The organism is Telluria sp. GW821-FHT07G12 (assembly GCF_059418525.1).
Genome location: NZ_JBWKQA010000002.1, coordinates 472,292 through 496,593, shown reverse-complemented (window position 1 = coordinate 496,593; position 24,302 = coordinate 472,292). Strand labels below are relative to the sequence as shown.

The 24,302-nt window shown below is 66.8% G+C and carries 15 protein-coding genes; 8 read left to right on the top strand and 7 right to left on the bottom strand.

Going from position 1 to position 24,302, the window contains the following annotated elements:
• Window positions 1–12: 12 nt before the first annotated feature.
• The 3 genes from AC07PE_RS10375 to AC07PE_RS10365 all read right to left on the bottom strand — a co-directional run bounded on the left by AC07PE_RS10375 (window position 13) and on the right by AC07PE_RS10365 (window position 4,259).
• Window positions 13–2,568 carry a S9 family peptidase gene (locus AC07PE_RS10375; RefSeq protein WP_498763883.1) on the bottom strand — a complete coding sequence of 852 codons (2,556 nt, stop codon included), beginning with the start codon at window positions 2,566–2,568 and terminating at the stop codon, window positions 13–15.
• An 87-nt stretch (window positions 2,569–2,655) separates the two neighbouring features.
• Window positions 2,656–4,014: an MBL fold metallo-hydrolase gene (locus AC07PE_RS10370; protein WP_498763881.1), complete on the bottom strand. Its 1,359-nt coding sequence runs from the start codon at window positions 4,012–4,014 to the stop codon at window positions 2,656–2,658.
• Between the two features lie 17 nt (window positions 4,015–4,031).
• Entirely contained in the window at window positions 4,032–4,259 is a 228-nt protein-coding gene (locus AC07PE_RS10365) for a hypothetical protein (protein WP_498763879.1), read from the bottom strand.
• Between the two features lie 105 nt (window positions 4,260–4,364).
• On the opposite strand from AC07PE_RS10365, the gene AC07PE_RS10360 reads away from it, so the two are divergent.
• Window positions 4,365–9,407: a diguanylate cyclase gene (locus tag AC07PE_RS10360; RefSeq protein WP_498763877.1), complete on the top strand. Its 5,043-nt coding sequence runs from the start codon at window positions 4,365–4,367 to the stop codon at window positions 9,405–9,407.
• Here the strand turns inward: AC07PE_RS10360 and AC07PE_RS10355 are convergent.
• Window positions 9,404–11,608 (bottom strand): OsmC domain/YcaO domain-containing protein, encoded by a 2,205-nt coding sequence (locus AC07PE_RS10355; RefSeq protein WP_498763875.1) that lies wholly within the window; start codon window positions 11,606–11,608, stop codon window positions 9,404–9,406. The two genes, AC07PE_RS10360 and AC07PE_RS10355, sit on opposite strands and share 4 nt — an antisense overlap.
• 139 nt (window positions 11,609–11,747) lie before the next feature.
• On the opposite strand from AC07PE_RS10355, the gene AC07PE_RS10350 reads away from it, so the two are divergent.
• Window positions 11,748–13,136: an ethanolamine ammonia-lyase subunit EutB gene (locus AC07PE_RS10350; RefSeq protein ID WP_498763873.1), complete on the top strand. Its 1,389-nt coding sequence runs from the start codon at window positions 11,748–11,750 to the stop codon at window positions 13,134–13,136.
• Window positions 13,137–13,146: 10 nt separating this feature from the next.
• Entirely contained in the window at window positions 13,147–13,953 is an 807-nt protein-coding gene (eutC, locus tag AC07PE_RS10345; RefSeq protein ID WP_498763871.1) for an ethanolamine ammonia-lyase subunit EutC, read from the top strand.
• Window positions 13,954–13,968: 15 nt separating this feature from the next.
• On the opposite strand, the gene AC07PE_RS10340 is transcribed toward eutC, so the two are convergent.
• Entirely contained in the window at window positions 13,969–14,310 is a 342-nt protein-coding gene (locus AC07PE_RS10340) for a molybdopterin-dependent oxidoreductase (protein ID WP_498764758.1), read from the bottom strand.
• Window positions 14,311–14,407: 97 nt separating this feature from the next.
• Window positions 14,408–15,076, bottom strand: a complete 669-nt coding sequence (locus AC07PE_RS10335) for an NUDIX hydrolase (RefSeq protein WP_498763869.1) — start codon at window positions 15,074–15,076, stop codon at window positions 14,408–14,410.
• 142 nt (window positions 15,077–15,218) lie between these two features.
• Here AC07PE_RS10335 and AC07PE_RS10330 point away from each other — a divergent pair, with 142 nt between their 5' ends.
• Genes AC07PE_RS10330 through AC07PE_RS10320 form a run of 3 tightly spaced genes read left to right on the top strand, consistent with a single transcriptional unit; the run spans window position 15,219 to window position 18,486 of the window.
• Window positions 15,219–16,271, top strand: coding sequence for a DnaJ domain-containing protein (locus AC07PE_RS10330; protein ID WP_498763867.1), 1,053 nt, complete (start codon window positions 15,219–15,221; stop codon window positions 16,269–16,271).
• A 10-nt stretch (window positions 16,272–16,281) separates the two neighbouring features.
• Complete coding sequence (locus AC07PE_RS10325) at window positions 16,282–17,196, top strand: hypothetical protein (protein ID WP_498763865.1); 915 nt, start codon at window positions 16,282–16,284, stop codon at window positions 17,194–17,196.
• Window positions 17,197–17,205: 9 nt separating this feature from the next.
• Window positions 17,206–18,486: an adenylosuccinate synthetase gene (locus tag AC07PE_RS10320; protein WP_498763863.1), complete on the top strand. Its 1,281-nt coding sequence runs from the start codon at window positions 17,206–17,208 to the stop codon at window positions 18,484–18,486.
• On the opposite strand, the gene AC07PE_RS10315 is transcribed toward AC07PE_RS10320, so the two are convergent.
• Window positions 18,407–20,827 (bottom strand): glycoside hydrolase family 95 protein, encoded by a 2,421-nt coding sequence (locus tag AC07PE_RS10315; protein WP_498763861.1) that lies wholly within the window; start codon window positions 20,825–20,827, stop codon window positions 18,407–18,409. The genes AC07PE_RS10320 and AC07PE_RS10315 overlap by 80 nt on opposite strands.
• Before the next feature lie 73 nt (window positions 20,828–20,900).
• On the opposite strand from AC07PE_RS10315, the gene AC07PE_RS10310 reads away from it, so the two are divergent.
• Complete coding sequence (locus AC07PE_RS10310; protein ID WP_498763859.1) at window positions 20,901–22,622, top strand: glycoside hydrolase family 9 protein; 1,722 nt, start codon at window positions 20,901–20,903, stop codon at window positions 22,620–22,622.
• Window positions 22,623–22,747: 125 nt separating this feature from the next.
• On the top strand, window positions 22,748–24,301 hold the full coding sequence (locus AC07PE_RS10305; RefSeq protein WP_498763857.1) for a tryptophan halogenase family protein: 1,554 nt from the start codon (window positions 22,748–22,750) through the stop codon (window positions 24,299–24,301).
• Window position 24,302 lies beyond the last annotated feature (1 nt).

Genomic DNA, 24,302 nt, shown 5'->3' with positions numbered 1-24,302 from the left:
CGCGCCTTCCTATCAGCGGCTGGCGGTCTGCGCGCCGGCCGCCGGGGCCGGCGGCGCATTCTTCACGTACTTGTCGAACCAGCGCAGCATTTCGTACACCAGCTGCTCGTTCGATTCGCGCGCCGCGTACCAGTGCGGCTCGTGCGGCAGCATCACCAGGCGCGTCACGCCGCCATTGCCGCGGATCGCTTCGTACAGCTTGACCGACTGCAGCGGCGTGGTGCCCGGGTTGGCGTCGTCGCCGCCGTGCACGATCAGCAGCGGCGTCTTCAGCTTGTCGGCGTAGAAGAAGGTCGAGGCCTTGGTGTAGACCTCCGGCGCTTCCCACACCGAGCGGCGCTCGTTCTGGAAGCCGAAGGGCGTCAGCGACTTGTTGTACGAGCCGCTGGTGGCCGCACCGGCGCGGAACAGGTTCGAATGCGCCAGCAGGTTGGCGGTCATCAGCGCGCCGTGGCTATGCCCGGTCACGCCGATGCGGTCCGGATCCGCCACGCCCAGGCGCACGGCTTCGTCGACGGCCGCCTTGGCGTTCGCCACCAGCTGTTCGGTGTAGGTGTCGTAGGCCTTGCGCGGATCGCCGACGATCGGGAAGGCCGCGCTGTCGATGATCGCGTAGCCCGACAGCAGCAGCAGGCGGTACTGGCGCAGGCGGGTAAAGGTGGCTTGCGAGCCGGTGGTCTGGCCGGCCTTGGACGCATCCGCATAATCGAGCGGATAGGCGTTCAGGATGGTCGGCAGGCGGGTGCCTTCCTTGTAGCCCGGCGGGGTGTACAGCGTGAAGGACAGCTCGATGCCGTCGGCGCGCTTGTACTTCACCAGGCGTTTCTTGATCTGGCGGACTTCCGGCGTCGGGTCGGTCAGGTGAGTCAGCGCGACGCTGGACGATGCATAGCTCGGCTCACCGGCGGCGGCCCCAGTGCCGGCACCCAGGGTGCGCACGAAGGCGTTGGGCGTCTCCTCGGCCGACTGGTACCAGGTCAGCAGACGCGAGGTGTCGTTGCCGGCGAAGCCGAGGAACTGCTCGTAGGAGGCCTTCGAGCTGCGGAACAGGCGCTCCGATTGCTGGCTCTTCAGGTTGAACCTGTCGAGGAAGGGACGGTCGCCGTCCGGCGAGGAACCGGCGCCGGACAGGAAGATCGTGTCCCCGTCCACGCGGACCACCGGGAAGCCGTTGGCCAGCTGGCGGCGCACCGGGCGTCCCGGATCGGCGTAGCGCTCGTCGCTGGACAGGTCCCAGATCAGGCGGCGCGAATTCTGCGCATCGTCGACGTTGATCTGCCAGGTGCGGAGCCATTTGCGGTTGACGTCATAGTCGCTCAGCAGGGCCACGTCGGCCTTCTCGCTCCAGGCCAGGCCGCCGAAGCGCTGCTGGGTGCGAACGATCTCGACGGGTGCCGCATTGAACGGCGCCTTCAGCATCATCAGCTTGTCGCGCTCCGCCGCCTGGACGTTGGGATTACCGCCGTCCAGCGCCTCGGCCCAGACCAGGGTCGCGGCTTCCGTGGGACGCCAGCTGAAACTGCGCGGACCGACAGGCACGCCGCGGTTCGGCACGCGGTCGGCCAGCGGCAGCGCAGCGATCTCGCGCACCACCGGGTTGGCGCCTTTCGCCGCACGCTGGGTCAGGTCCCAGATATCGACCTGCTTGGGGAAGCGGTCGAAAGTGGTCACGTAGGAGTACGGCGTGCGGATCTCGGTCACCACCGCGTGGCGGCCGTCGGGCGCCACGTCCAGTTCCTCGTACATGCCGGGCCTGCCGACCGGCGTGATCTTGCCGGTCGCGGCATCGACCAGCGCCAGCTGCGAGCTGCCGTAGTAGTTGAAGAGCTCTTCGTCGTGGCGGTTGCGCAGCGTGTCGCGGTTTTCGTAGGTGCTGCTCTGCCCCATCGCGCCCAGCGATTCCTGGATGCCCGGGCCATCGGAACCCGGCGCCTCGGCCGGCGGCGCCTTTTGCGCGGTCGACAGCTTGACCAGCAGCGTCTTCTGGTCCGGCATCCACTGCATCTGGTCGCCGAACATCTGGTTCAGGCGCACGCCCGGCAGGCGGCGCACGGCGCCGGTCTTCGCATCGCCGACCCACAGTTCGACCGCTTCATTGGTGATGTTCTCGAAGGCGAAACGCTGGCCGTCCGCGCTCCAGACCGGGCGCCGCGGGCAGGCATTCGCCGGCAGCTTCACCTTGGTCTGCCGGCCGTCAGCGACCTGCACCAGGTCGATCGCGCTCACGCAGGGCGGGATGCCGTAGCCGCCCGGGGTATCGTGCTGGCTCTGGTTGCCCGGCTCGATGCGCACGCCGGCCAGGCGCAGGAAAGGCGTGGCGACCTTGGCGATCGACGGGTACTCCTCCATCGTGATCAGCATCAGCTTGTCGCGGGTGGGGCTGAGCGAGGGAGACGGCGGCGGCGGGGCGCGCATCACGTCCAGGATTTCTTTTGGCGGCTGGTTGTAGGCGCTGGACGGGGCGGCGCTCGCCGGCGCCGCGGTCTTGGATGCTGCCATCGCGCTCGGCGTCATGCCGGCGGCGAGCATGGTGGCCGCGAGGGCCGACAACAGGTGTTTTGCCTGCATGGGGTTCTCCGTTCTGATCGGGTAGGCTGAACGGTGACATTGCCATAAAAATATCCCGGAGGCAATGCCAAACAGAAGCGGCGAGGCCTATTCGCTCGTTCGCCCCAGCAGCCGCCGCAACTGGGCCGCCTGGTAGGCCCCGAAACTGTCGTTGAACAGGGAACGGATCAGTGGATCGTCGACCACGTCGGCATCCAGCAGCTCGCGCTCGACGTCCGCATCGAACACGGTGTCGTTGATGCGCATGTACATCGAGGTCAGCGACTCGCCAAGTTCGAGCGCCGCATACAGCTTGGCGGCGGGGATCTCGGTGGTCCATGCCAGCGGCGCGCCGCCCTCGTCCGGGTACGTATTGCCATCGGGCTCGAGGCGATAGCGGAAACGCGTCGCCTGCCCCGCGTGGTCGTAGACCGACAGCTGCCACACCCGCACCCGGTCGAAAAAGCCGGAGGCGGCTTCGGTCTCCCCTACCTTCTCGAGCAGGTCCACGCGGCAGTAATCCATCACGCGCTCGAACTGTTCGGCGCTCAGCGCTGCGAAATGGCACGCGATCTCCGCGGTGGGCGGCGGCGCGGCATTGCCTTCGTAGACGTAGTCGACGTCCTGCTCGCCCACCGGGATCACCCAGGGCAAGGGCGGCGCCGGCTGCAGGGATGCCGCATCCAGCCGCACCGAGACCGAGGGATCGAGGCGCACCACCTGGACCTCCGGCAGCACCGCCGCCACCTCCTGCGCGAAGCGCGCATACGAAATCGGGAAGAAGGCGCGGTTGTACCAGGACCACGGCTCCTGCAGGAACTGGCAGGAACTCGGCACCACGTAACGCGGCGCCAGCGCCCCGATCTGGGCCAGCCACTGTTCCGGCAGCGCGGGCGGGGCCGCCGCGGCGCGCGAGGGCGTCAGCACTTCGAGCTCGCGCATGGTCTGGAAAGGCCACAGGACCATGTCCCAGGGTCCCTCCGCCACCAGCCCGGCAAGCGTATCCTCGTCGATCCAGGAATCGACCACGTTCAGGACATTCAGCCCGGCCGCCCTGACTTGGAACATCGAATCGACCTCGGCATCCATGGCTTCGCGCCGGATCACCTGGAAGGGCCCGACCTCGACCGCCTCGTTCAGGCGCAAGGCATGCACCTGATGGAAGCCCAGCTGGCGCACCATGTCGAACAGTTCCTCGAACAGGCAGTAGATATAGAGGGGCGTCGCACGGTCCAGCAGATCCAGGCTCTCCAGCGAACAGTGGTCGTCGTGGAAGTGCGAGATGAACACGGCATCGAAGCGCTGGCGCCGGATCTGCTCGTGGTCGAAGCGGACCTCGGGAAAGGCGTGGCAATTGCGGCTGAACGGATTCTCGAAAATCGTATCGAAGGCGATGCGCGTGCCGCCGCATTCGAACACGTAGCCGGCGTGGAGAATCCGCGAGACGGTCAGCGCGGGAGTCGACATGCTTGCTTTTCCCCGGCTCAGCCCAGACGCATCAGGCGCTGGCCGTGGATGCCCCAGCGGCAGTCGACGCCGTCGACCTGCCCGCACAGCGCCCAGCCGGTGCCGATCTTCTCGACCGTGACAGCGGTTTCGAGTTCGCGGGCCAGCTTTTCGGCCCACATGCTTGCGGCTCCCCTTCCCTTGAAGAGTTCCTTGCCTTCGTAGACGACGGTCGCGTCGAAAACGGGCGTGGCGAATATGGTCATGGCGATCTCCGGGATGAAAGCAAAGGCGGCATCCTACCACTTGCAGCGTTTGTGTTGACGCGCCACCCACCTGATATAATAATTGCCACATCGCAATTCCAGCCTATGGACGCCCTCCTCGACCACGAGATCATCGAACAGCTGCACGACAGTTCCCGCTCGCTGGTCTATCGTGCCCGCGCCGGGGATGGCACCGCGCTGATCGTCAAACTCCCGAATCAGGCATTTCCCTCCTTCCAGCAGCTGGCGCAGTTCAAGCGCGAGTATGCGATCGCGCGCCGCTGCCGCCATCCGGGCGTCGTGCGTCCACTCGCGCTGCAGCTGCGCGGCGGGCGCTGGATGATGGTCCAGGAAGACGTCGGCGGCCTCGCGCTGGACAGGGTGCTGCGCACGCGGCTGGCGGCAAACGGCGATGCTTCGCAGCCCGCCCTGCCGCTCGACGATTTCTTCGACATCGCGCTGCAGCTGTGCGCGGCGCTGGAGGAAGTCCACGGTCACGGCGTGATCCACAAGGACATCAATCCGTCCAACCTGGTGTGGAACCAGGAACGGCGGCTGCTGCAGCTGATCGATTTCGGCATCGCCTGCGAGCTGCCGCACGAGGTGCAGGGCATCGTCAATCCGCACGCGCTGGAAGGCACGCTACGCTACATGGCGCCGGAACAGACCGGGCGCATGAACCGGCGGGTCGACTACCGCGCCGACTTCTACGCGCTCGGCGCCACCTTCTACGAACTGCTGACCGGGCAGGCGCCGTTCGAGGCGCGCGACGAGATGGAACTCGTGCATTGCCATATCGCGCGCAGCCCCGACTGGTCGCACCCGGTGCTGGCCGCCCTGCCCGGCGCCCTGCTGGCGATCGTCCAGCGCCTGCTGGAAAAGAACGCCGAGCAGCGCTACCAGAGCGTGCAAGGCCTGCGCAGCGACCTCGAAGCCTGCCGCGCAGGCATGGCCACGTCGGCGCCGGCGCTGCCGCTCAGGCTATCCGAACACAACGGCCGCTTCATGGTGCCGCAGACCCTGCACGGCCGCGAGGACGCGATCGCCGCCCTGCTGGCGGCCTTCGAGCGCAGCGCCGAGGGCGGCAGCGAGATGCTGCTGGTGGCCGGCTATTCGGGCATCGGCAAGTCGGCGGTGGTCAACGAGGTGCAGAAGCCCATCGTCGCCCGGCGCGGCTGCTTCCTGGCCGGTAAATTCGACCAGTTCCAGCGCGATCTGCCCTACGCATCGCTGATCCAGGCCTTCCAGGGCCTGGTGCGCCAGCTGCTCGGCGAGCCCGAGGAAACGCTGAGCCACTGGGCCGGCAAGCTGCGCGGCGCGCTGGGCAGCGGCCTCGGGGTGATGGTCGAGCTGATTCCGCAGCTGGCGCTGATCGTCGGCCCCACCGAAACGGTCTCGCCTCTGCCACCGGAACAGGCCCAGCTCCGCCTGGCCCGCGTGTTTCCTCGCTTCGTCGAGGTGTTCGCCGACGCCGCCCATCCGCTGGTGCTCTTCCTCGACGACCTGCAATGGGCCGATGCGGCCACGCTGCGGATGATCGAGCTGTTCATGGTGTCGCGCGACAGCGGCCACCTGCTGGTCATCGGCGCCTACCGCGACAACGAAGTCGAAGCCCTTCACCCGCTCATCGCCCTGCGCGACAAGCTGCGGAGCCACGGCGTCCGTCTGTCGACGCTGATGCTGGGTCCCTTGACCGAGCCGCAGGTGGCGCGGATGGTGGCGGCCACTGTGCGCCTGCCGGCCGCCGAATGCGCGCCGCTCACGCGCCTGTGCTTCCGCAAGACCGGCGGCAATCCGTTTTTCCTCAACCAGTTCCTGGGCTCGATCCATGAAGCCGGCCATCTGCGCTACCGGGCCGCCGGCGATTGCTGGGACTGGGACCTGGCGGCGATCGAACAGGCCGCGTACACCGACAACGTGGTCGAGCTGCTGCTCGACAAGATCCGCCGCCTGCCCGTCGCCACCCAGCGCATGCTGCAGCTGGGCGCGTCGATCGGCAATCGCTTCGCGCTCGACACGCTGGCCCTCGCCGTCGAACGCAGCCCTTGGCTCACGCAGCAGGAATTGTGGCCGGCGCTCGACGCGGGGCTGATCCAGCCAATCGACGAGCGCTACAAGTATGTCGATACCGACGGCGCCGCCGGCGACAACGGCGTCGGCTACCGCTTCCTGCACGACCGCGTCCAGCAGGCCGCCTACCAGGTGGCCGATGCCGCCACGCGGGCGGCGAACCACCTGCGCATCGGCCGCCTGCTGCTGCGGCACACGGCGTCGGAGGCACTGGACGGAAAACTGTTCGAGATCGTCGAGCAGCTGAATGCCGGGCGTGCGCTGATCCTCGACGCCGGCGAGCGCCTGCACTTGGCGGGGCTGAACCTGCGCGCCGGCGCCAAGGCCCGCCGCTCCGCCGCCTTCCAGGCGACGCTCGAACACATGCGCACCGGTCTCGAGCTGCTGCCACCGGACGCATCGCAAAGCCAGCCCGGCCTCTGGCTGGACCTGCAGCTCGGCGTGGCCGAAGCCTCCTACCTGTGCGGCCAGTTCGATGCCGCCGAGGCGATCTATCCGCTGGTACGGGCGCGCAGCGCGACCCCGCTCGAACAGCTACGCTGCATCAAGGTGCAGGCGCACCAGTATCAGTTGCAGGGCCGCCTGCACGACGCCATCGCCATCCTGCGCGAGGGCCTGGCGCAGCTGGGTGTCGATATCTCGGACGATACCGCGCAACTGAAGGCCCGCTTCAGTAACATCCTCGCCGACATCGAACAGCTGCACGACGGCCGCGCGCCGGACGCGCTGCTTGCGGCCGGCGAGATGAGCGATCCGCATGCGGTGGCCGCCATGCAGACCATGCACGGCCTGTGGCTGGCCGCCTACTATGCCGGCCAGCAGGACCTGAGCGCGCTGATGGTGGTGTCGATGACGCGCCTGTCCATGCAGCAGGGCACCGACGATTTCAGCGCGGTCGCCTATGTCGCCTACGCCTTCCTGCTGACCCTGCAAAGCGGCGACGCCGAGCGCGGCTACCGCTTCGGCGCGATGGCGATGGCGCTGGCCCGGGGCCGCGCTAACCTGCAGACCCGCATCCAGACGGCGGTGATGTTCGCCGCCATGACCAGCCATTGGACGCGGCCGCTGCGCAACTCCGACGCGCTGTACGACGAAGCGATGGGCTGGGCGCTGGAAATCGGCGATTTCGTGCAGGTGGGCGTGGTGGCGGCCGTGCGCGCCACCGAGCGGATCATCCTGGGCGATTACCTGCCGGACCTGATGCACGCCATCGAGCGTGACCTGGCGCTGATGCGCGCCAACGGCCAGCAGGCGATGGCCGATTGCTGCTTGGCCGGCGCGATCCAGCCGATCAAATCCCTGCTGGGCCACACGCCGCGCAGCGACAACTACGACGATGCGGACTTCACCGAGGCCGGCTTCCTGGCACGCTACGGCGACTCGCGCCTCTACCGCGCCTACTACCTGCAGGGGAAGATCCGCAACGCCTATCTGTTCGACACCGCCGATGCCGAGGCCCTGGCCGGCCAGCTGGAAAGCGTCACCCAGATCATGCGCGGCCAGGCCAAGGTGCCGGAGACCAGTTTCTACACCGCGCTGATCCTGGTACGCGCGCTGCGGCGCAATCCCGGGCGTCCTGATGCCGCCGAGCTGCTGGCGCAAGTCGAGACGCTGCAGGCCAGCCTCGCGCGCTGGGCGCAACAGAGCCCGGAGAACAGCGGCGCCAGGCAGCTGCTGGTGCAGGCCGAGGTGGCGCGCTGGCGCCAGGACCTGCCGCTGGCGACGCGCCGCTACCAGGAAGCGATCGACGCCGCCGGCCTGGCCGGCTACGTCAACCTGCAGGCGCTGGCGAACGAGCTGTGCGGCGAGTGCTGGCTGGACCAGGGGCAGCCGCGCGTGGCCGCGGTCTTCATCAAGGACGCCATCGCCCGTTACGGCCAGTGGGGCGCCGAAGGCAAGGTGGCGCAGTTGCGCAAGCGTCACGGCGCGCAGCTGGCGAGGATGGAGAGCCGCACGACGCAGACGCATTCCAGCACCCACGGCGCCAGCGCGCTCGACCTGGTCTCACTGCTGAAGGCGACGCAGATCCTGTCGAACGAAGTCGGCCTGCGCAATGTGCTGCAGCGCCTGATCGCCATCGTGCGCGAGAACGCCGGCGGCCAGGTGGCACGCCTGTTGCTGCTGTCCGACGGCGTGTGCAGGCTGGAGGCGGACGGCGACGGCGAGTCCGTCACCGTACTGCAGTCGCGCCAGCTCGACCTCGATGCGGACAGCGATCCGCAGTTCCCGCTGTCGGTGCTGCGCTACGTGATCCGCACCGGCGCCGAAGTGATCGAAGACGACGTCGCGAACGCCTCACGCTTCGCCGCCGACCCCTACGTGCAGCAGCAGCGGCCGCGCGCCCTCATGTGCCTGCCGATCCGGCACGGCGGCATCGTCGCCGGCGTGCTGTATTTCGAGAACCGGCTGGCCGAAGCCTCGTTCACCGGCGAGCGCGTCGAGTTCCTGCGCATGCTGGGCGCCCAGGCCATGACCACGATCGCCAGCGCCCGGCTGCACGACAGCCTCGAGCAGCGCGTTGCCGAGCGCACCGCGCAGCTGGAAGCCGCCAACCGCAAGCTGGCGACCCTGTCGATCACGGACGGCCTGACGGGCCTGGCCAACCGCCGCCATTTCGACGAAGTGCTGCGCAACGAATGCGCGCGCGCCGCACGCATGAAGCAGCCGCTCGCCGTCATCATGCTGGACGTCGACTACTTCAAGCGATTCAACGATTACTACGGCCACCAGGCCGGCGATGCCTGCCTGACCCGCGTTGCGCAGACGCTGGCGGCCGGCATGCGGCGCGCCAGCGACCTGACGGCGCGCTACGGCGGCGAAGAGTTTTCGATCGTGCTGCCGAACACCGGCGCCGACAAAGCGCGCCAGATCGGCGAAGCGTTGCGCGGCGCGATCGAAGGCCTGGCCATAGCCCACGCCGGCGCGAAGTCGGGCCGGGTGACGATCAGTGTCGGCATCGCGGTCCAGACTGAGCCGGGCGCCGGCGATCCGGACACCCTGATGCGGCTGGCCGATGCCGCGCTGTACCGCGCCAAGGACGCGGGGCGCAACTGCGTGGTGCTCGGCGACCAGCCTTAGCGCGAGCGCGCCGCGGCCTTGGCCCGCGCCGCGTGCAGCTTGCGGTAGCTGTCCATCAGGCGATGGTGGCGGTCCAGGCCTTCCAGTTTCATGCTGGTCGGCGTCAGGCCATGGAAACGCACGCTGCCGTCGACGGAGCCCAGCACCGCATCCATGCGCGGATTGCCGTACATGCGGCGGAAATTGACGACGTAATCGTCCAGCTCCAGCTCCTCATCCAGCTCCACTTCCAGCACCGCATTCAGGGCCTGGTAGAACAGGCGACGCTCGACGGTATTGTCGTTGTACTGCAGGAAGGCGCCGACCAGTTCATGCGCTTCTTCCAGCAGCTGCAAGGCGAGATTGATCAGCAGGCGCAGTTCCAGCACCGTCAGCTGGCCCCACTCGGTGTTCTCGTCGAATTCGATGCCGATCAGGGTGGCGATGTCAGAGTACTCGTCCAGCTCATTGTTCTCGAGGCGGTCCAGCAGCGCCGCCAGGGCCTCGTCGTCGAGGCGGTGCAGGTTCAGGATGTCTTCGCGGAACAGCAGCGACTTGTTGGTGTTATCCCAGACCAGGTCTTCGACCGGGTAGATCTCGGAATAACCGGGCACCAGGATGCGGCAGGCCGTCGCGCCAAGCTCGTCGTAGACCGCCATGTACACTTCCTTGCCCATCTCCTCGAGAATACCGAGCAGGGTCGCGGCTTCCTCGGCATTGGCGTCTTCGCCTTCGGCCGTGAAATCCCATTCGACGAAATCGTAAGCCGCCTTCGCGCTGAAGAAGCGCCACGACACCACGCCGCTGGAATCGATGAAGTGCTCGACGAAGTTATACGGCTCGGTCACCGCTTCGCTGGCGAAGGTCGGCGCCGGCAGATCGTTCAGGCCCTCGAAACTGCGGCCCTGCAGCAATTCGGTCAGGCTGCGTTCCAGCGCCACTTCGAAGCTCGGGTGCGCGCCGAAGGAGGCAAACACGCCGCCGGTCCGCGGGTTCATCAGGGTCACGCACATGACCGGATAGGCGCCGCCCAGCGAGGCGTCCTTGACCAGCACCGGAAAGCCTTGCGCTTCCAGTTCCTGGATGCCGGCCACGATGCCAGGGTATTTCGCCAGCACTTCCTGGGGCACGTCCGGGAGTGCGATCTCGCCTTCGAGGATTTCGCGCTTCACCGCGCGCTCGAAAATCTCGGACAGGCATTGCACCTGCGCTTCCGCCAGCGTGTTCCCGGCGCTCATGCCATTGCTGGCGTACAGGTTCTCGATCAGGTTCGACGGAAAATACACTGTCTCCCCATCCGAGTGGCGCACATAAGGCAGCGCAACGATACCGCGCTCCACATTGCCGGAATTGGTGTCGATCAGGTGCGAGCCGCGTAATTCGCCTTCCGGATCGTAGATCTCCAGGCTGTACTCGTCGAGAATCCCGTCCGGCAGTGCGTCATCCGGACCAGGCTTGAACCAGCGCTCGTTCGGGTAATGGACGAAGGCCGCGTTGGCGATCTCCTCGCCCCAATAGCTGCCGGCATAGAAATGGTTATTGCTGATGCGTTCGATGTACTCGCCCAGGGCCGAGGCCAATGCGCTTTCCTTGGTCGCGCCCTTGCCATTCGTGAAACACATCGGCGAATGCGCATCGCGGATATGCAGCGACCACACATTCGGCACGATATTGCGCCAGGAAGCGATTTCAATCTTGATGCCCAGGTCCGCCAGCAGTCCCGACATGTTCGCAATGGTCTGCTCCAGCGGCAGGTCCTTGCCAGGAATATAAGTGGCCGCATCGCCGGCGGGCTGCAAAGTGAGCAGCGCCTGCGCATCGGCATCCAGGTTCTCGACTTCCTCGATCACGAATTCGGGACCGGCCTGCACCACTTTCTTCACGGTGCAGCGGTCGATCGAGCGCAGGATGCCCTGGCGGTCCTTTTCGGAGATATCCGGCGGCAGCTCGACCTGGATCTTGAAAATCTGCTGGTAGCGGTTTTCCGGGTCGACGATATTGTTCTGCGAAAGACGGATGTTTTCGGTCGGGATGTTGCGCGTGTTGCAGTACAACTTCACGAAATAGGCCGCGCACAGGGCCGACGAAGCCAGGAAATAATCGAAGGGACCGGGTGCGGAGCCGTCGCCCTTGTAGCGGATCGGCTGGTCGGCGATCACCGTGAAGTCGTCGAACTTGGCTTCGAGACGAAGCTTGTCGAGAAAGTTGACCTTAATTTCCATCGAAGAATTCCACATTTGCTTGAATAATCAAGGCGCTATTATCCGTTGTTTCCCTTGTGCGGGATAGGCTCACGCTTGCAGCGGAAATGTGGCAGGATTTATACGAAAGTACTATTTATGCAACCGGAGCGAATCCGCCATGAGCCAGATTACCCACCTAGTCGGCAGCCGGACCTATACCTTTGCGGACCTGCGCGAGCTGCTGGCCAAGGCTTCGCCTGCCCGTTCCGGCGATTACCTGGCCGGGGTGGCGGCCGGCAGCGCCGAGGAACGGGTGGCGGCGCAGATGGCCCTCGCCGACCTGCCGCTCACGACTTTCCTGAACGAGGCGGTGGTGCCTTACGAGACCGACGAGGTCACGCGCCTGATCGTCGACAGCCATGATGCAGCGGCTTTCGCGCCTATCCGCCACCTGACCGTCGGCGGCCTGCGCGACTGGCTGCTGGGCGACGGCGCGGACGAACCCGCGCTCTCGCGCCTTGCCCCCGGTATCACGCCGGAGATGGCGGCCGCGGTATCGAAGATCATGCGCATCCAGGACCTGGTGCTGGTCGCCCGCAAGTGCCGCGTCGTCACGCGCTTTCGCAACACGATCGGCCTGCCCGGCACCCTGTCGACGCGCCTGCAGCCCAACCACCCGCTCGACGACGCATCTGGCATCGCGGCCAGCCTGTTCGACGGCCTGATGTACGGCAGCGGCGACGCCGTCATCGGCATCAACCCGGCCACCGACAACGTGCCGCAGGTGGTCAGGCTGGTCGGCATGCTCGACGAGATCATTACGCGCCACGCGATCCCGACCCAGTCCTGCGTGCTGACCCATGTGACGAACACGATGGCCGCCATCGAACGGGGTGCGCCGGTCGACCTGGTGTTCCAGTCGATTGCCGGGACCCAGGCGGCCAACGCCAGCTTCGGCATCGACCTGGCGCTGCTGGGCGAAGCGCGGGATGCCGCCCTCTCCCTACGCCGCGGCACGCTGGGCGACAACGTGATGTACTTCGAAACCGGCCAGGGCAGCGCGCTCTCCAGCAACGCCAACCACGGCCTCGACCAGCAGACCTGCGAGGCGCGCGCCTACGCGGTCGCCCGCGCCTTCAAGCCCCTGCTGGTGAATTCGGTGGTCGGCTTCATCGGCCCGGAGTACCTGTACGACGGCAAGCAGATCATCCGCGCCGGCCTGGAAGACCACTTCTGCGCCAAGCTGCTCGGCCTGCCGATGGGCGTCGACGTCTGCTACACCAACCACGCCGAAGCGGACCAGGACGACATGGACGTGCTGCTGACGATGCTGGGCGCGGCCGGCTGCACCTACGTGATGGGCGTGCCCGGCGCCGACGACATCATGCTGAACTACCAGACGACGTCCTTCCACGATGCCCTGTACGCGCGCCGCGTGCTAGGCTTGCGGCCGGCGCCGGAATTCGATGCCTGGCTACGCGAGATGGGCATCTTCAGCGGCGATGGGCCGGCCGCGCTGGGCCGCTCGGTGCCCCTGGCTTTTCAGGCCGCGTTGCAGCTGCGCTGAAGGAGAGGACATGGACGAGATCATTCCGGATCCCTGGCAGACCTTGCGCCGGTTCACGGCCGCCCGCATCGCGCTTGGACGCACAGGCATCAGCCAGCTCACCCGCGCCCAGCTCGACTTCCAGCTGGCCCATGCACGGGCGCGCGACGCCGTGCACGAGGCGCTCGATACCGCTGCTTTGAGCGCGGCGCTGGCGCAGGCGTGGCCTTCAGCGCAAGCCCCGCTGGTGCTGCACAGCGCCGCGGAAAACCGCAACGTGTATCTGCAGCGGCCCGATCTCGGACGCCGGCTCGATGCGCCCTCGCGCGAGGCCCTGTGCGCCTTGCGCGGCGGCGGCACGCAAGCCCCGCATTGCGATCTCGCGCTCGTGATCGTGGATGGCCTGTCGGCCCTCGCGATGATGCAGAACGCCGCGCCCATGCTGCAGGCGTTGCGGGCGCGGCTGGATACTTCGGCATGGACCGTGGCGCCGCTGACGATCGTCCAGCAGGGCCGCGTAGCTGTCGGCGACGAGATCGGCGAACTGCTGGGTGCGAAGATTGTCGTCGTCCTGATCGGCGAGCGGCCGGGCCTGAGCTCCCCCGACAGCATGGGGCTGTACATCAGCTGGGCGCCGCGCGTGGGCCTGACCGACGAGCGCCGCAACTGCATGTCGAACGTGAGGCCGGCGGCATTAAGTGTCGAAGAGGCGGCCGGCAAGCTGCACTGGCTGCTCGACGAGGCGCGCAGGCGACAGCTGACCGGCGTTCAGCTCAAGGACGAGACCGACGCCAGGACGTCCCTGCCCGGCAACGGCGGACCCGCCTTCCTGCTGTAGCCGGCTGGCCGGCGGCTAGATGCCCGCGTACCACTCGTAGCCCTGATCCTCCCAATAGCCGCCACCACCCCCGCGGATCGTATCGAGGCGCTCCACGAGATCGATCCGCATCAGGTACTTGGCCTGCTTGTAGCCGAGCTGGCGCTCGACGCGCAGCCGCAGCGGCGCGCCGTTCTTGACCGGCAGGGCTTCGTCGTTGAGCGCGTAGGCCAGTATCGATTGGGGATGGACGGCCTCCGTCAGGTCGATGCTCTCGTAATAGGTCGATTGCGGCGCCTGCACATCGGAGCCGTCCATCGGGTCGGCGCAGTGAAACACGACATAGCGTGCCGCTGGCAGCGGCTTGACCCGCGCCAGCCTGGCTCCGGAAAGCTTGATGCTTTTCGATGCTTCGACCGCCGGTGAGGGAGAAGGTTGCCGTGGCGCCCGGATCAGCGCGCTGTCATCCGCCTTCTCAGATCGTCCGCTTCAACTCCTGCAGCCCAGCCTCCTTGCGCCGGTACAGGTCAGGTGCCCGGTGCTGCCCGCCCTTGCGCCGCTGCCCCGTCGACTCGATGATGCCCTCGTCCAGCACCTTCTTGCGGAATGCCGCGATGTTGGTCGTCGAGCCGGTCACCTGTTCGTACACCGCGTGCAGTTCGGGAATCGTGAATTCCGGCGGCAGCAGGAAGGTCAGCAGCGAGGAATAGGTCGACTTGTTGCGCAGCCGCCGGATCGCCATCGCGGCGATCTCGTTGTGGTCGAAAGGCAGGTCGGGAATGCACTCTACGGGCACGAACTCCAGTCCTTCGACACTCGTCTCTTCCAGCACCTGTTCGGGCACCAGGGAGTAATAGGCGACCGACAGCGACCAGCGCCGCGGATCGCGCAGCCGGCCGGAGAAGGTATACAGCTGCTCCAGGTAAGGCGGATCGATGCCGAGCTTGGTGCGGACCACACGCCGGGCCGCGTCCTGCGCATCGTCGTCCTCGTCCGTATGAATGACACCGCCAGGCAGCGCCAGCGCACCGAAATATGGCTCCTCCTCGTTCTTGCGGGTAGCGAGCAACAGCGAGAGTCGCCCGTCCTGGATGGTGAAGAGCGTGACATCGACCAAGGCCAGCGGATCTTCGTAATGTTTCATGATTGTCGTCAGCTGCGATTAACGTGAGGATCATACGATACGTCGTCGCAGTTGCAATAAAGAATCACAATGGGCCTTGTTAGTTGTTTATTGCATTTTACGATAAACATGGTAAGCTGGAGGCATCGATGGAGAGACAAGCATGAACCCCGACTTCACAAGCTATTCTGCCGACGCACTGCTGGCGATTCCCGAAGACAGGCCCGAGCGCTTGTTCAAGGGCAGTCCCGACGAGGTCAAGAAGGCCTATCGCGCACTTGCGATGAAGTGGCATCCGGACCGCAGTGGCGATCCCAGCGCGCATGCCGTGTTCCAGCACATCCAGCGCATGGTCGACAAGGCGGAGGAAATGTTCGGACTCGGCGATTGGCCTGGCCGCGGGACCGTGCGGCTCAGCGCGGTCGACGGCAAATCCTACGAGATCAATTATGTGCGCCGCCACCGCTTCGAACTGGGCAGCATGTACGTGGCGAACGGCGTGGTCGCATTCGAGATCGATCGCGCACATGCCGACCTGGTCCACGGTGCCGAGCGCGCGATCAAGGGCTTCACCTATGCCGACGACCGCATGCGCGAGCAGATTTCCCGCCATCTGCCGGCCTTCCCTTTCGCCGGCGCGTTCCAGACTGCGAGCGCGTATGTCATCGTCATGCGCAAAGCGCCCGACCTCCTGCTGCTGCGCGACGTGCTCGAGCACTTTAGCGGGCGCATGGATCCGCGCCACGTCGCCTGGGTCGTCAGTTCGCTGTTGAACCTGTGCTGCTATCTCGACTACGCGGGGCTCACGCACAACGCCTTGTCGCCGGACACCTGCTTCATGTCGCCGCAGGATCACAGCATCGCCATTCTGGGCGGCTGGTGGTACGCAGCGCGGGCCGGCGAGCCCATGGTCGCGGCGCCCGCAGGCACCATCGAATGGGGGCCGCACGACCTCCTCGACAGCAGGCGTGCCGGCGTCCGCACGGATCTGGAACTGGTGCGCGCGATTGGCCGCGAGCTGCTGGGTGACGTCACCGGCACCCGTCTGGCGCGAGAAAGTGCCGCCAACAAAGCCATGATCGACTGGCTGCGGCTGCCTGCATCGGACAATCCCATCGAAGAATACCGGACCTGGCGAACCCAGATCCTTCATGACAGCTTCGGCGCACGTCGCTTCGCCGTACTGCCGCTCACACAAAGCGATATCTACGGTTAAGGAGAACATCATGGGTGGAATGCGCTGGGATGCAGACGACTGGAAGCGGGCGTCGGCGGCAACGATTGGCAAACGAACCGAGGAAATCTTCACGTCGTCGGGCATGCACCCCGCCCTGAATCCTTATGGGGTGATCCGGGAGTCGCGCGACTCGCTGGCCAATCCGAACTCGAATGCGATCATCATCGGGCTGGACGTGACCGGCTCCATGGGCATCATTGCCGACTCGATGGCGCGCGAAGGCCTGGGCACGCTGGTCGAGGAAATCCTGCGACGCAAGCCGGTATCGGATCCACACATCCTGGCCTGCGGCATCGGCGATTCGTATCACGACGACGCGCCGCTGCAAATCACGCAGTTCGAAGCCGATATCCGCATCGCCGACCAGCTCAAGATGATCTGGCTCGAGAAAGGCGGCGGCGGCAACAACCACGAAGGCTATCACCTGCCCTGGTATTTCGCGGCGCAGCACACGCAGATCGACTGCTTCGAAAAACGCAACAAGAAGGGCTATCTGTTCACCGTTGGCGACGAGGAGCCGCCCGAGGAACTGCTGGCCGCCCACGCTGCGGCGATCTTCGGCGATACCCTGCAGCGCGACTTGACGTCCCGCGAGTTACTGACCCTGGTCTCGCGCACCTACCACGTCTTCCACGTCATTGTCGAAGAAGGCAATTACGCCCGCGGGAATCTGTCGCGGGTCGTCAAGAAGTGGAATGCCCTGCTCGGCCAGCGCGTGCTGCGGCTGAAGGATTACCGCAAACTGGCCGAAGTCGTGGTGTCGGCAATCGAAGTCAACGAGGGACGGGACCGCGACACGGTGGCGAAAAGCTGGAGCGGCGACACCTCGGTCGTGGTGGCGCACGCGCTGGGCACCCTGCCGGCAAGGCGGATCCAGAACCTCCTCGGGCTGGTACGTTTCTGAGGGCGCATCATGAAGCGAACCGCCAAAGCCGTCATCGGCGCCAACTACGGCGACGAAGGAAAAGGCCTGATGACCGACTACCACGTCGCCGCTGCCGGACAAGACGGCATCGTGGTGCGCTTCAATGGCGGCGCGCAGGCGGGCCACACCGTCACCACGCCGGGCGGCGCACGTCACGTGTTCTCGCACATGGGCAGCGGCGCCCTGGCCGGCGCCGCGACCTTCCTGTCGCGTCATTTCGTGTGCAACCCGGCGATGTTCTTCAAGGAGGCCGCAAGCCTGGAGGCGGCCGGCCTGCCGACGCTGCCGCCGGTCTTCGTCGACGACCGGGCGCCCGTATCGACTCTCTACGACATCCTGATCAACCAGATCGTCGAACGCCACCGCGGCGACGGCCGCCACGGCAGTTGCGGCATGGGATTCGGCGAGACCGTCGAACGCAATCTCGACCCCGATTTTTCGCTGACCGTCGCCGACTTGCGCCATGGCGCCGGCTATCTGCTGCACCGGCTGGCCGCAATCAGGGATGACTATGTGCCGAGGCGCCTGTCCGAGCTGGGCATCCCGGCCCTCGCCTCCGACGCCGCCGAGTGGCTCGCCAGCGACGCCGCCATGCAGCGCTACACACACACGGCGATGCAGTTTCGCCGGGCGGCGCAGCCCGCGCGGCCGGCCATGCTCGCGGACTATGCGCAGGTCGTCTTCGAGGGCGCACAAGGCCTGCTGCTCGACCAGGAACGCGGCGCGTTTCCTTACGTGACGCGCTCGCATACCGGCGTCCGCAATGCGCTCGACGTCGCCGCGGAAGCCGGCATCGGGGCAATGGATATTACCTATGTGACCCGCGCCTACCTCACGCGCCACGGCGCCGGACCGCTGTCCCGCGAATTGCCGGGCAAGCCTTATGCCGGCATCCAGGATCCCACCAATGTCCCCAACGAATTCCAGGGCGCGCTCCGCTTCGCCCACCTGGACCTGGACCTGCTGGAACGGACGATACGTGCGGACTTTGCCGACGCCCTGCTCCACCCTGGCATCGCGGCGACCCTGAATCTGGCGGTCAGCTGCCTCGACCAGGTGGGTGAAGCGGTATCGTATTTCGAGGATGGGACGCTGAAGAGCGCAGCGCCGGACATGCTTGCGAATACCCTGGCTGGACGCCTCGACGCAGGCCTCGTTTATACCGCCTGGGGTCCGGCACGGGATACCATCAGGATGCAGGGACCATCGCCGCACGCCCCATGGCGTCAAGCCTCAGCTCGACCAAGCGCTGCCCATAACGGACCTTGACCAGCTGCCCCGGCCGCCCACGCGCTTGCACCTGCCTGAGCCGCCCCTGCGCCCACTCGATATCCAGTTCCACCCCGCCGCGCGCACGCACCCCATGCAGCGCCCCCTCCGGCCAGGCGCGCGGCAAGGCCGCCAGCAGCCGGATCTCCCCGCCCCAGGACTGCACCAGCATTTCCAGGATTGCCGCCGCACCGCCGAAGTTGCCGTCGATCTGGAACGGCGGGTGTGCATCGAACATGTTCGGATAGGTACGCTCCGGGCCCAGCAATCCGAGCAGGATGGCGTGGGCGCGCTCGCCTTCGCCCATGCGGGTCCACAAGGCGAGCCGCCACGCGGTCGCCCAGCCGGTGGATTTGTCGCCGCGCGTATTCAGCGTGACTTTCGATGCCGCGATCAGTGCCGGCGTATCGCGCACATTGATTTGTTCGCTCGGATAGACGCCGTACAGGTGAGAGACGTGGCGATGCTGCTGCTCGGGCGCCTGCGCATCCCAGTCTTCCAGCCATTCCTGCAACTGGCCCTGGGCGCCGATGCGGTCGGGCGCGAGGCGCGCGCGCATCGCCTGCAATTGGCCGGCGAAGGCGGCATCGCCGTCCGCGAGCAGCGCATGCGCCTGCAGCGTCCAGCCGAACAGGTCGCGCACGATCTGGCGGTCCATGGCGGGGCCGGCGCAGGTGGCCACGCCCGGATGGTGCTCGTGTTCCGGCGAGATCGACGGCGAGGTCACCAGGCCCCTCCCCTGCGGATCTTCCACCAGCGTGTCGACGAAGAACAGCGAGGCGCCTTTCAGCAGCGGGTAGATGCGGCGCAGCCAGGCCTCGTCGCGGTGGTAGTCATAATGGTCCCACAGGGTCTGGCACAGCCAGGCGCCGCCGCAGGGCCACATGCCCCACAAGGGACCGTCGATGGGCGCCGCGGCCCGCCACAGGTCGGTGTTGTGGTGCGCCACCCAGCCGCGCGCGCCGTAGCACTTGCGGGCGGTGACGGCGCCGGTCACGGCCAGGTCTTCCACCATGCGCAGCACGGGTTCCACGCACTCGCCCAGGTTCGCGGCCTGCGCCGGCCAGTAGTTCATCTGGGTGTTGATGTTGATCGTGTACTTTCCGCCCCAGGGCGGATTCACACCCTCGTTCCACAGGCCCTGCAGGTTGGCCGGCTGGCTGCCCGGACGCGAGGACGACAGCAGCAGATAGCGGCCGTACTGCAGGTAGAGCGCGGCCAGCGCCGGGTCGGGCTGCTTTTCGGCCATGGCGATACGCCGGTCGGTGGGAGGTGCGGCATCCTGCCTGGGCCCGATGCGTAGCGAGAGGCGGCGGAACAGGGCCCGGTGCGCCTCCACGTGCGCCTTGCGCAGCTGCGCATACGGCTTCGCCGCAGCCGCTTCGCTGCGCGCACGCACGGCGGCCACCGGGTCGCCGCTGACGTCGGCGAAATTCACATAACTGGTGGCCGACGCGATCAACAGCGTGACCGCGCCGGCGCCGCGCACTTCGATGCGGTCGCCGCGTGCCGTGATGACGCCGTCCCCCAGCGCCTTGATCCGCACCGCGTAGCGCAGCGCGGCGGGAATCCCGGCTTCGGCGATATTGCGGCCTTCGATCAGGAGTGCATCGCCGCCGTCTGCCCGCAGCGACAGGCTGGCCGGGCGCTGCTCCGCTTGCGGGGATTCGCGATGATCCCAGGAGACGGGTGCGGCGCCAGGCGCCCGCGTGCCGCCGTACTCGGTTACGCGCGGGTGGCGATAGCCCAGGTCGAAATTCATCGTGCCGCTGCTGGCGCTCAGGCGGATCGCGATCACCTGGTCCGGCGCGCTGGCGAACACTTCGCGCCGGTGCTGGACTTTGCCGTCGCTGAAGCGCGTGCTGGCGATGGCGGTATCGAGATCCAGCCAGCGGCGATAGGCGCTCGCACCGGACAATCCCTCGAAATCCAGCAGCAGGTCGCCGGCCGCGCCATACGGCATCTGCGTCGCCGGTACGGCCATCATCGACGAGGAAATCAGGTCCGCCGCTTCGGCATGCTTGCCCTGGTCGATCAAGGCGCGCACCCGCGGCAGCGCGGCCAGCGAGGCGGGATTGTTGGGATCGTAGGGCCCGCCGGCATACAGCGTGTCCTCGTTGAGCTGGATGCGTTCCTGGGCGACGCGTCCGAAACACATGGCGCCCAGGCGCCCGTTCCCGACCGGCAGTGCCTCCAGCCACGGCCCGGCGGCGTGCTCGTACCATAGCGACAGGTCCTGCCACGCGCCGCGCGTGGTCGCTTGCACCCTGGCCTGCGCCAGTCCCGGAAATGCCATGGCCAGCCCCATGGACACCATGAAGCTGCGTCTCGTTGTTTTCATGTTCAGCTGTGTAAGCGTTGACCTCGCCCGAGTTGCCACTGTAACATGAAATCGATTTCAATCAGGAGACAGCATGGCCCATCTTGCACCCCGAATTGCCGCCGTTCTGATGCTGGCCGGCGCCTCCCAGGCGTCCGCCGCGTTTGAAGCCGGCATCAAGCTGAATCAGCTCGGCTTCCTGCCGGCGGCGCAAAAACTGGCGGTGGCGCCTGGCGGCGCCGAGGCCCGCTTCAGCGTGGTCGACGCCGCCAGCGGCAAGACTGTCCTCGACGGCAGGCTGCAAGGGGCCGCCACCTGGGATGCGTCCGGCGAAAGCGTAAGGGTCGCCGAATTCTCTGCGCTGCGCACCCCGGGCCGCTACCGCATCCGCGTGGCCGGCCTGCCCGACTCGGCGCCCTTCGCCGTCGGTCCAGACGTGTATCGCGAGCTCGACATCGCCGCCATCCGCAGCTATACCCTGAACCGCGCGGGCATCGCCCTCGCGCCCGCGGTGGCCGGTCCCTACGCGCGGCCGCTCGGCCATCCGGATACCCACGTGCTGGTCCACCCCTCCGCCGCCTCCGGCAAGCGGCCTGCCGGCGCCGTGATCTCCAGCCCGAAAGGTTGGTACGACGCCGGCGACTACAACAAGTACATCGTCAATTCCGGTATCAGCACCTATACCCTGCTCGCGGCCTACGAGCACTTTCCGGCCTGGTTCAACAAGCTGCCGCTGAACTTGCCCGAATCCGGCAACGGCCTGCCCGACATCCTCAACGAAGCGCTGTGGAACCTGGAGTGGATGATCAGCATGCAGGACCCCGACGACGGCGGGGTCTATCACAAGCTGACCAACAAGGTCTTCGATCCCTTCGTCATGCCGGATCAAGCCACCACCCCGCGCTACGTGGTGCAGAAGACCACCGCGGCGACGCTCGACTTCGCGGCCGTGATGGCGGTCGCGAGCCGCGTGCTGGCGCCCTTCGACGATCGCCAGCCGGGCCGCTCGGCGCGTTACCTGGCGGCGGCCGAAGCGGCCTGGCGCTGGGCCGAGGCGCACCCACAGCTGCTGTACGAGCAGCCGGCCGACATCCTGACCGGCGCCTACGGCGACAAGAACGTGGACGACGAATTCGCCTGGGCCGCCACCGAACTGCTGATCGCCACCGGCAAGGACGCTTATCGGACGCGCGCCGCCTACACCGCCACGCCCGCAGAGACCGCGCCTGGCTGGGCGAACGTCGGTATGCTGGGCTGGATCTCGCTGCTCGAGCACCGCAAGCATCTGCCGAAGGGCGTCGACGCCGGCCCGGCCCGCACACAGCTGCTGGCCGTGGCGGAAACCCTGGCGGCGCGCTGGAAGGCCTCGCCCTACCGCGTCACCATGCTGCGCAATGAGCTGGTCTGGGGCAGCAACGCCGTGATCCTGAACCAGGCGATGATGCTGGTGGCGGCGTATCGGCTAGCCCCGCGGCCGGACTATCTGAACGCGGCCCAGTCGGCGCTCGACTATGTCCTCGGCCGCAATGGCCCCGGGGTGTCCTTCGTGACCGGCTTCGGCGCGCGCTCGCCGCTGCATCCGCATCACCGGCCCTCCGAAGCCGACGGCATCGCGGCGCCGTTCCCGGGCATGCTGGTCGGCGGCCCGAATCCGGGCCAGCAGGACCTCGCCGGCTGCCGCACCGCCTATCCGTCGGCGCTGCCGGCGCTGTCCTGGCTCGACGACATGTGCAGCTATGCCAGCAACGAAGTCGCGATCAACTGGAACGCGCCTCTGGTGTACGTGGCGGCCGCGCTGCAATCGCTCGAGCACTGAGGTCGGAGCGCCGATACCACAGTTTGTTATACGCAAACATTTCTGTTGCCCGCTAGCCGCCGCCTGCTCTACACTCGTGTCAAAAGGACGCGCCCATGCGCGCGAGAACAAGGACAGGAGACCGGATGAACAGCAATGACACGCACGGCGGCGCGGTCCGCAGAATCGTCATCGTAGGCGGCGGCACCGCAGGCTGGATGACGGCGGCCCCGCTGGCGCAGCGCCTCGCGGGCGACCCCACCCACCCCTGCGAAGTGACGGTCGTGGAATCGCCGGAAATCGGCACCATCGGGGTCGGCGAAGCCACCCTGCCGACGATCCGCATCTACAACGACGCGCTGGGCCTGGACCGCGCCGACTTCGTCAGGAAGACCAAGGCGAGCTTCAAGCTGGGCATCGAGTTCAAGGACTGGGGCCAGGTGGGCAAGCGCTTCTTCCACGGCTTCGGCGATTTCGGCCCGCCGCTGGCCGGCTTCACCCCGCACATGCACTGGCTGCGCCTGGCGCGCGAATTCAAGCAGATGCCGGACCTGGAGAATTGGGCCATGGCCGCGGTCATGGCGCGCCATGGCAAGTTCGTACCGCCGAACGAGGACACGCCCGGCCTGACTGACGCCTATTCCTACGGCTTCCATTTCGACGCCGGCCTGTATGCCAACTACCTGCGCGACTATGCCATGGCGCGCGGCACCCGGCGCATCGAAGGCATGATCGTCGAGGTCGAGCAGCATCCGGAAAGCGGCTTCGTCACCGCCGTGAAACTGCGCGACGGCCGCCGTATCGAAGGCGACCTGTTCGTCGACTGCTCGGGCTTCCGCGGCCTGCTGATCGAAGGCGCACTGAAGGCGGGCTACGAGGACTGGAGCGAGTACCTGCCCTGCAACAGCGCGCTGGCCGTGCCCTGCGCCAGCGCGCCGCAACTGACGCCCTACACCCGCTCCACCGCGAAGGAAGCCGGCTGGATCTGGCGCATCCCGCTGCAGCACCGCACCGGCAACGGCCACGTGTACAGCAATGCCTTCACCAGCGACGAGAAGGCGCGGCAGGTGCTGCTCGATTCGCTCGACGGCGCCGCGCTGGACGAGCCGCGCCAGCTGCGTTTCGTCACCGGGCGGCGGCGCAAGTCCTGGGTCAAGAACGTGGTCGCGATCGGCCTGTCGGCTGGCTTCGTCGAGCCGCTCGAATCGACCAGCATCAACCTGATCGAAACGGCGGTGGGCAAGCTGCTCGAACTGTTCCCGGACCGGGACTGCCGCCCGGAGCTGGCCGACGAATTCAACCGCGTGATGGGCGGGCGCTACGAATCGGTGCGCGACTTCATCGTCCTGCACTACAAGCTGACGACGCGCGACGACTCGGCGTTCTGGCACTACTGCGCCAACATGAAGATTCCCGACTCGCTGCGCCACCAGATCGAGCTGTTCCGCGAGACCGGCCGGGTGGCGATCCTCGATCGCGCCGGCTTCGCCGAGCCCTCCTGGGTGGCCATGATGATGGGCCTCGGCGTGGTGCCGAAGCGCTACGATCCACAGGTCGACCGCGTCGATATCCGCGTGGTGCACGGCCACTTTGCCGGCTTGCGCGACCTGATTGCGCAGGCGGTGGCGAAGATGCCGGAGCATGGCGTTTATGTCGCGAGCCAGGCTGCAGCGGCGACGGCGTCCGTGAAGGCGGCCTGAG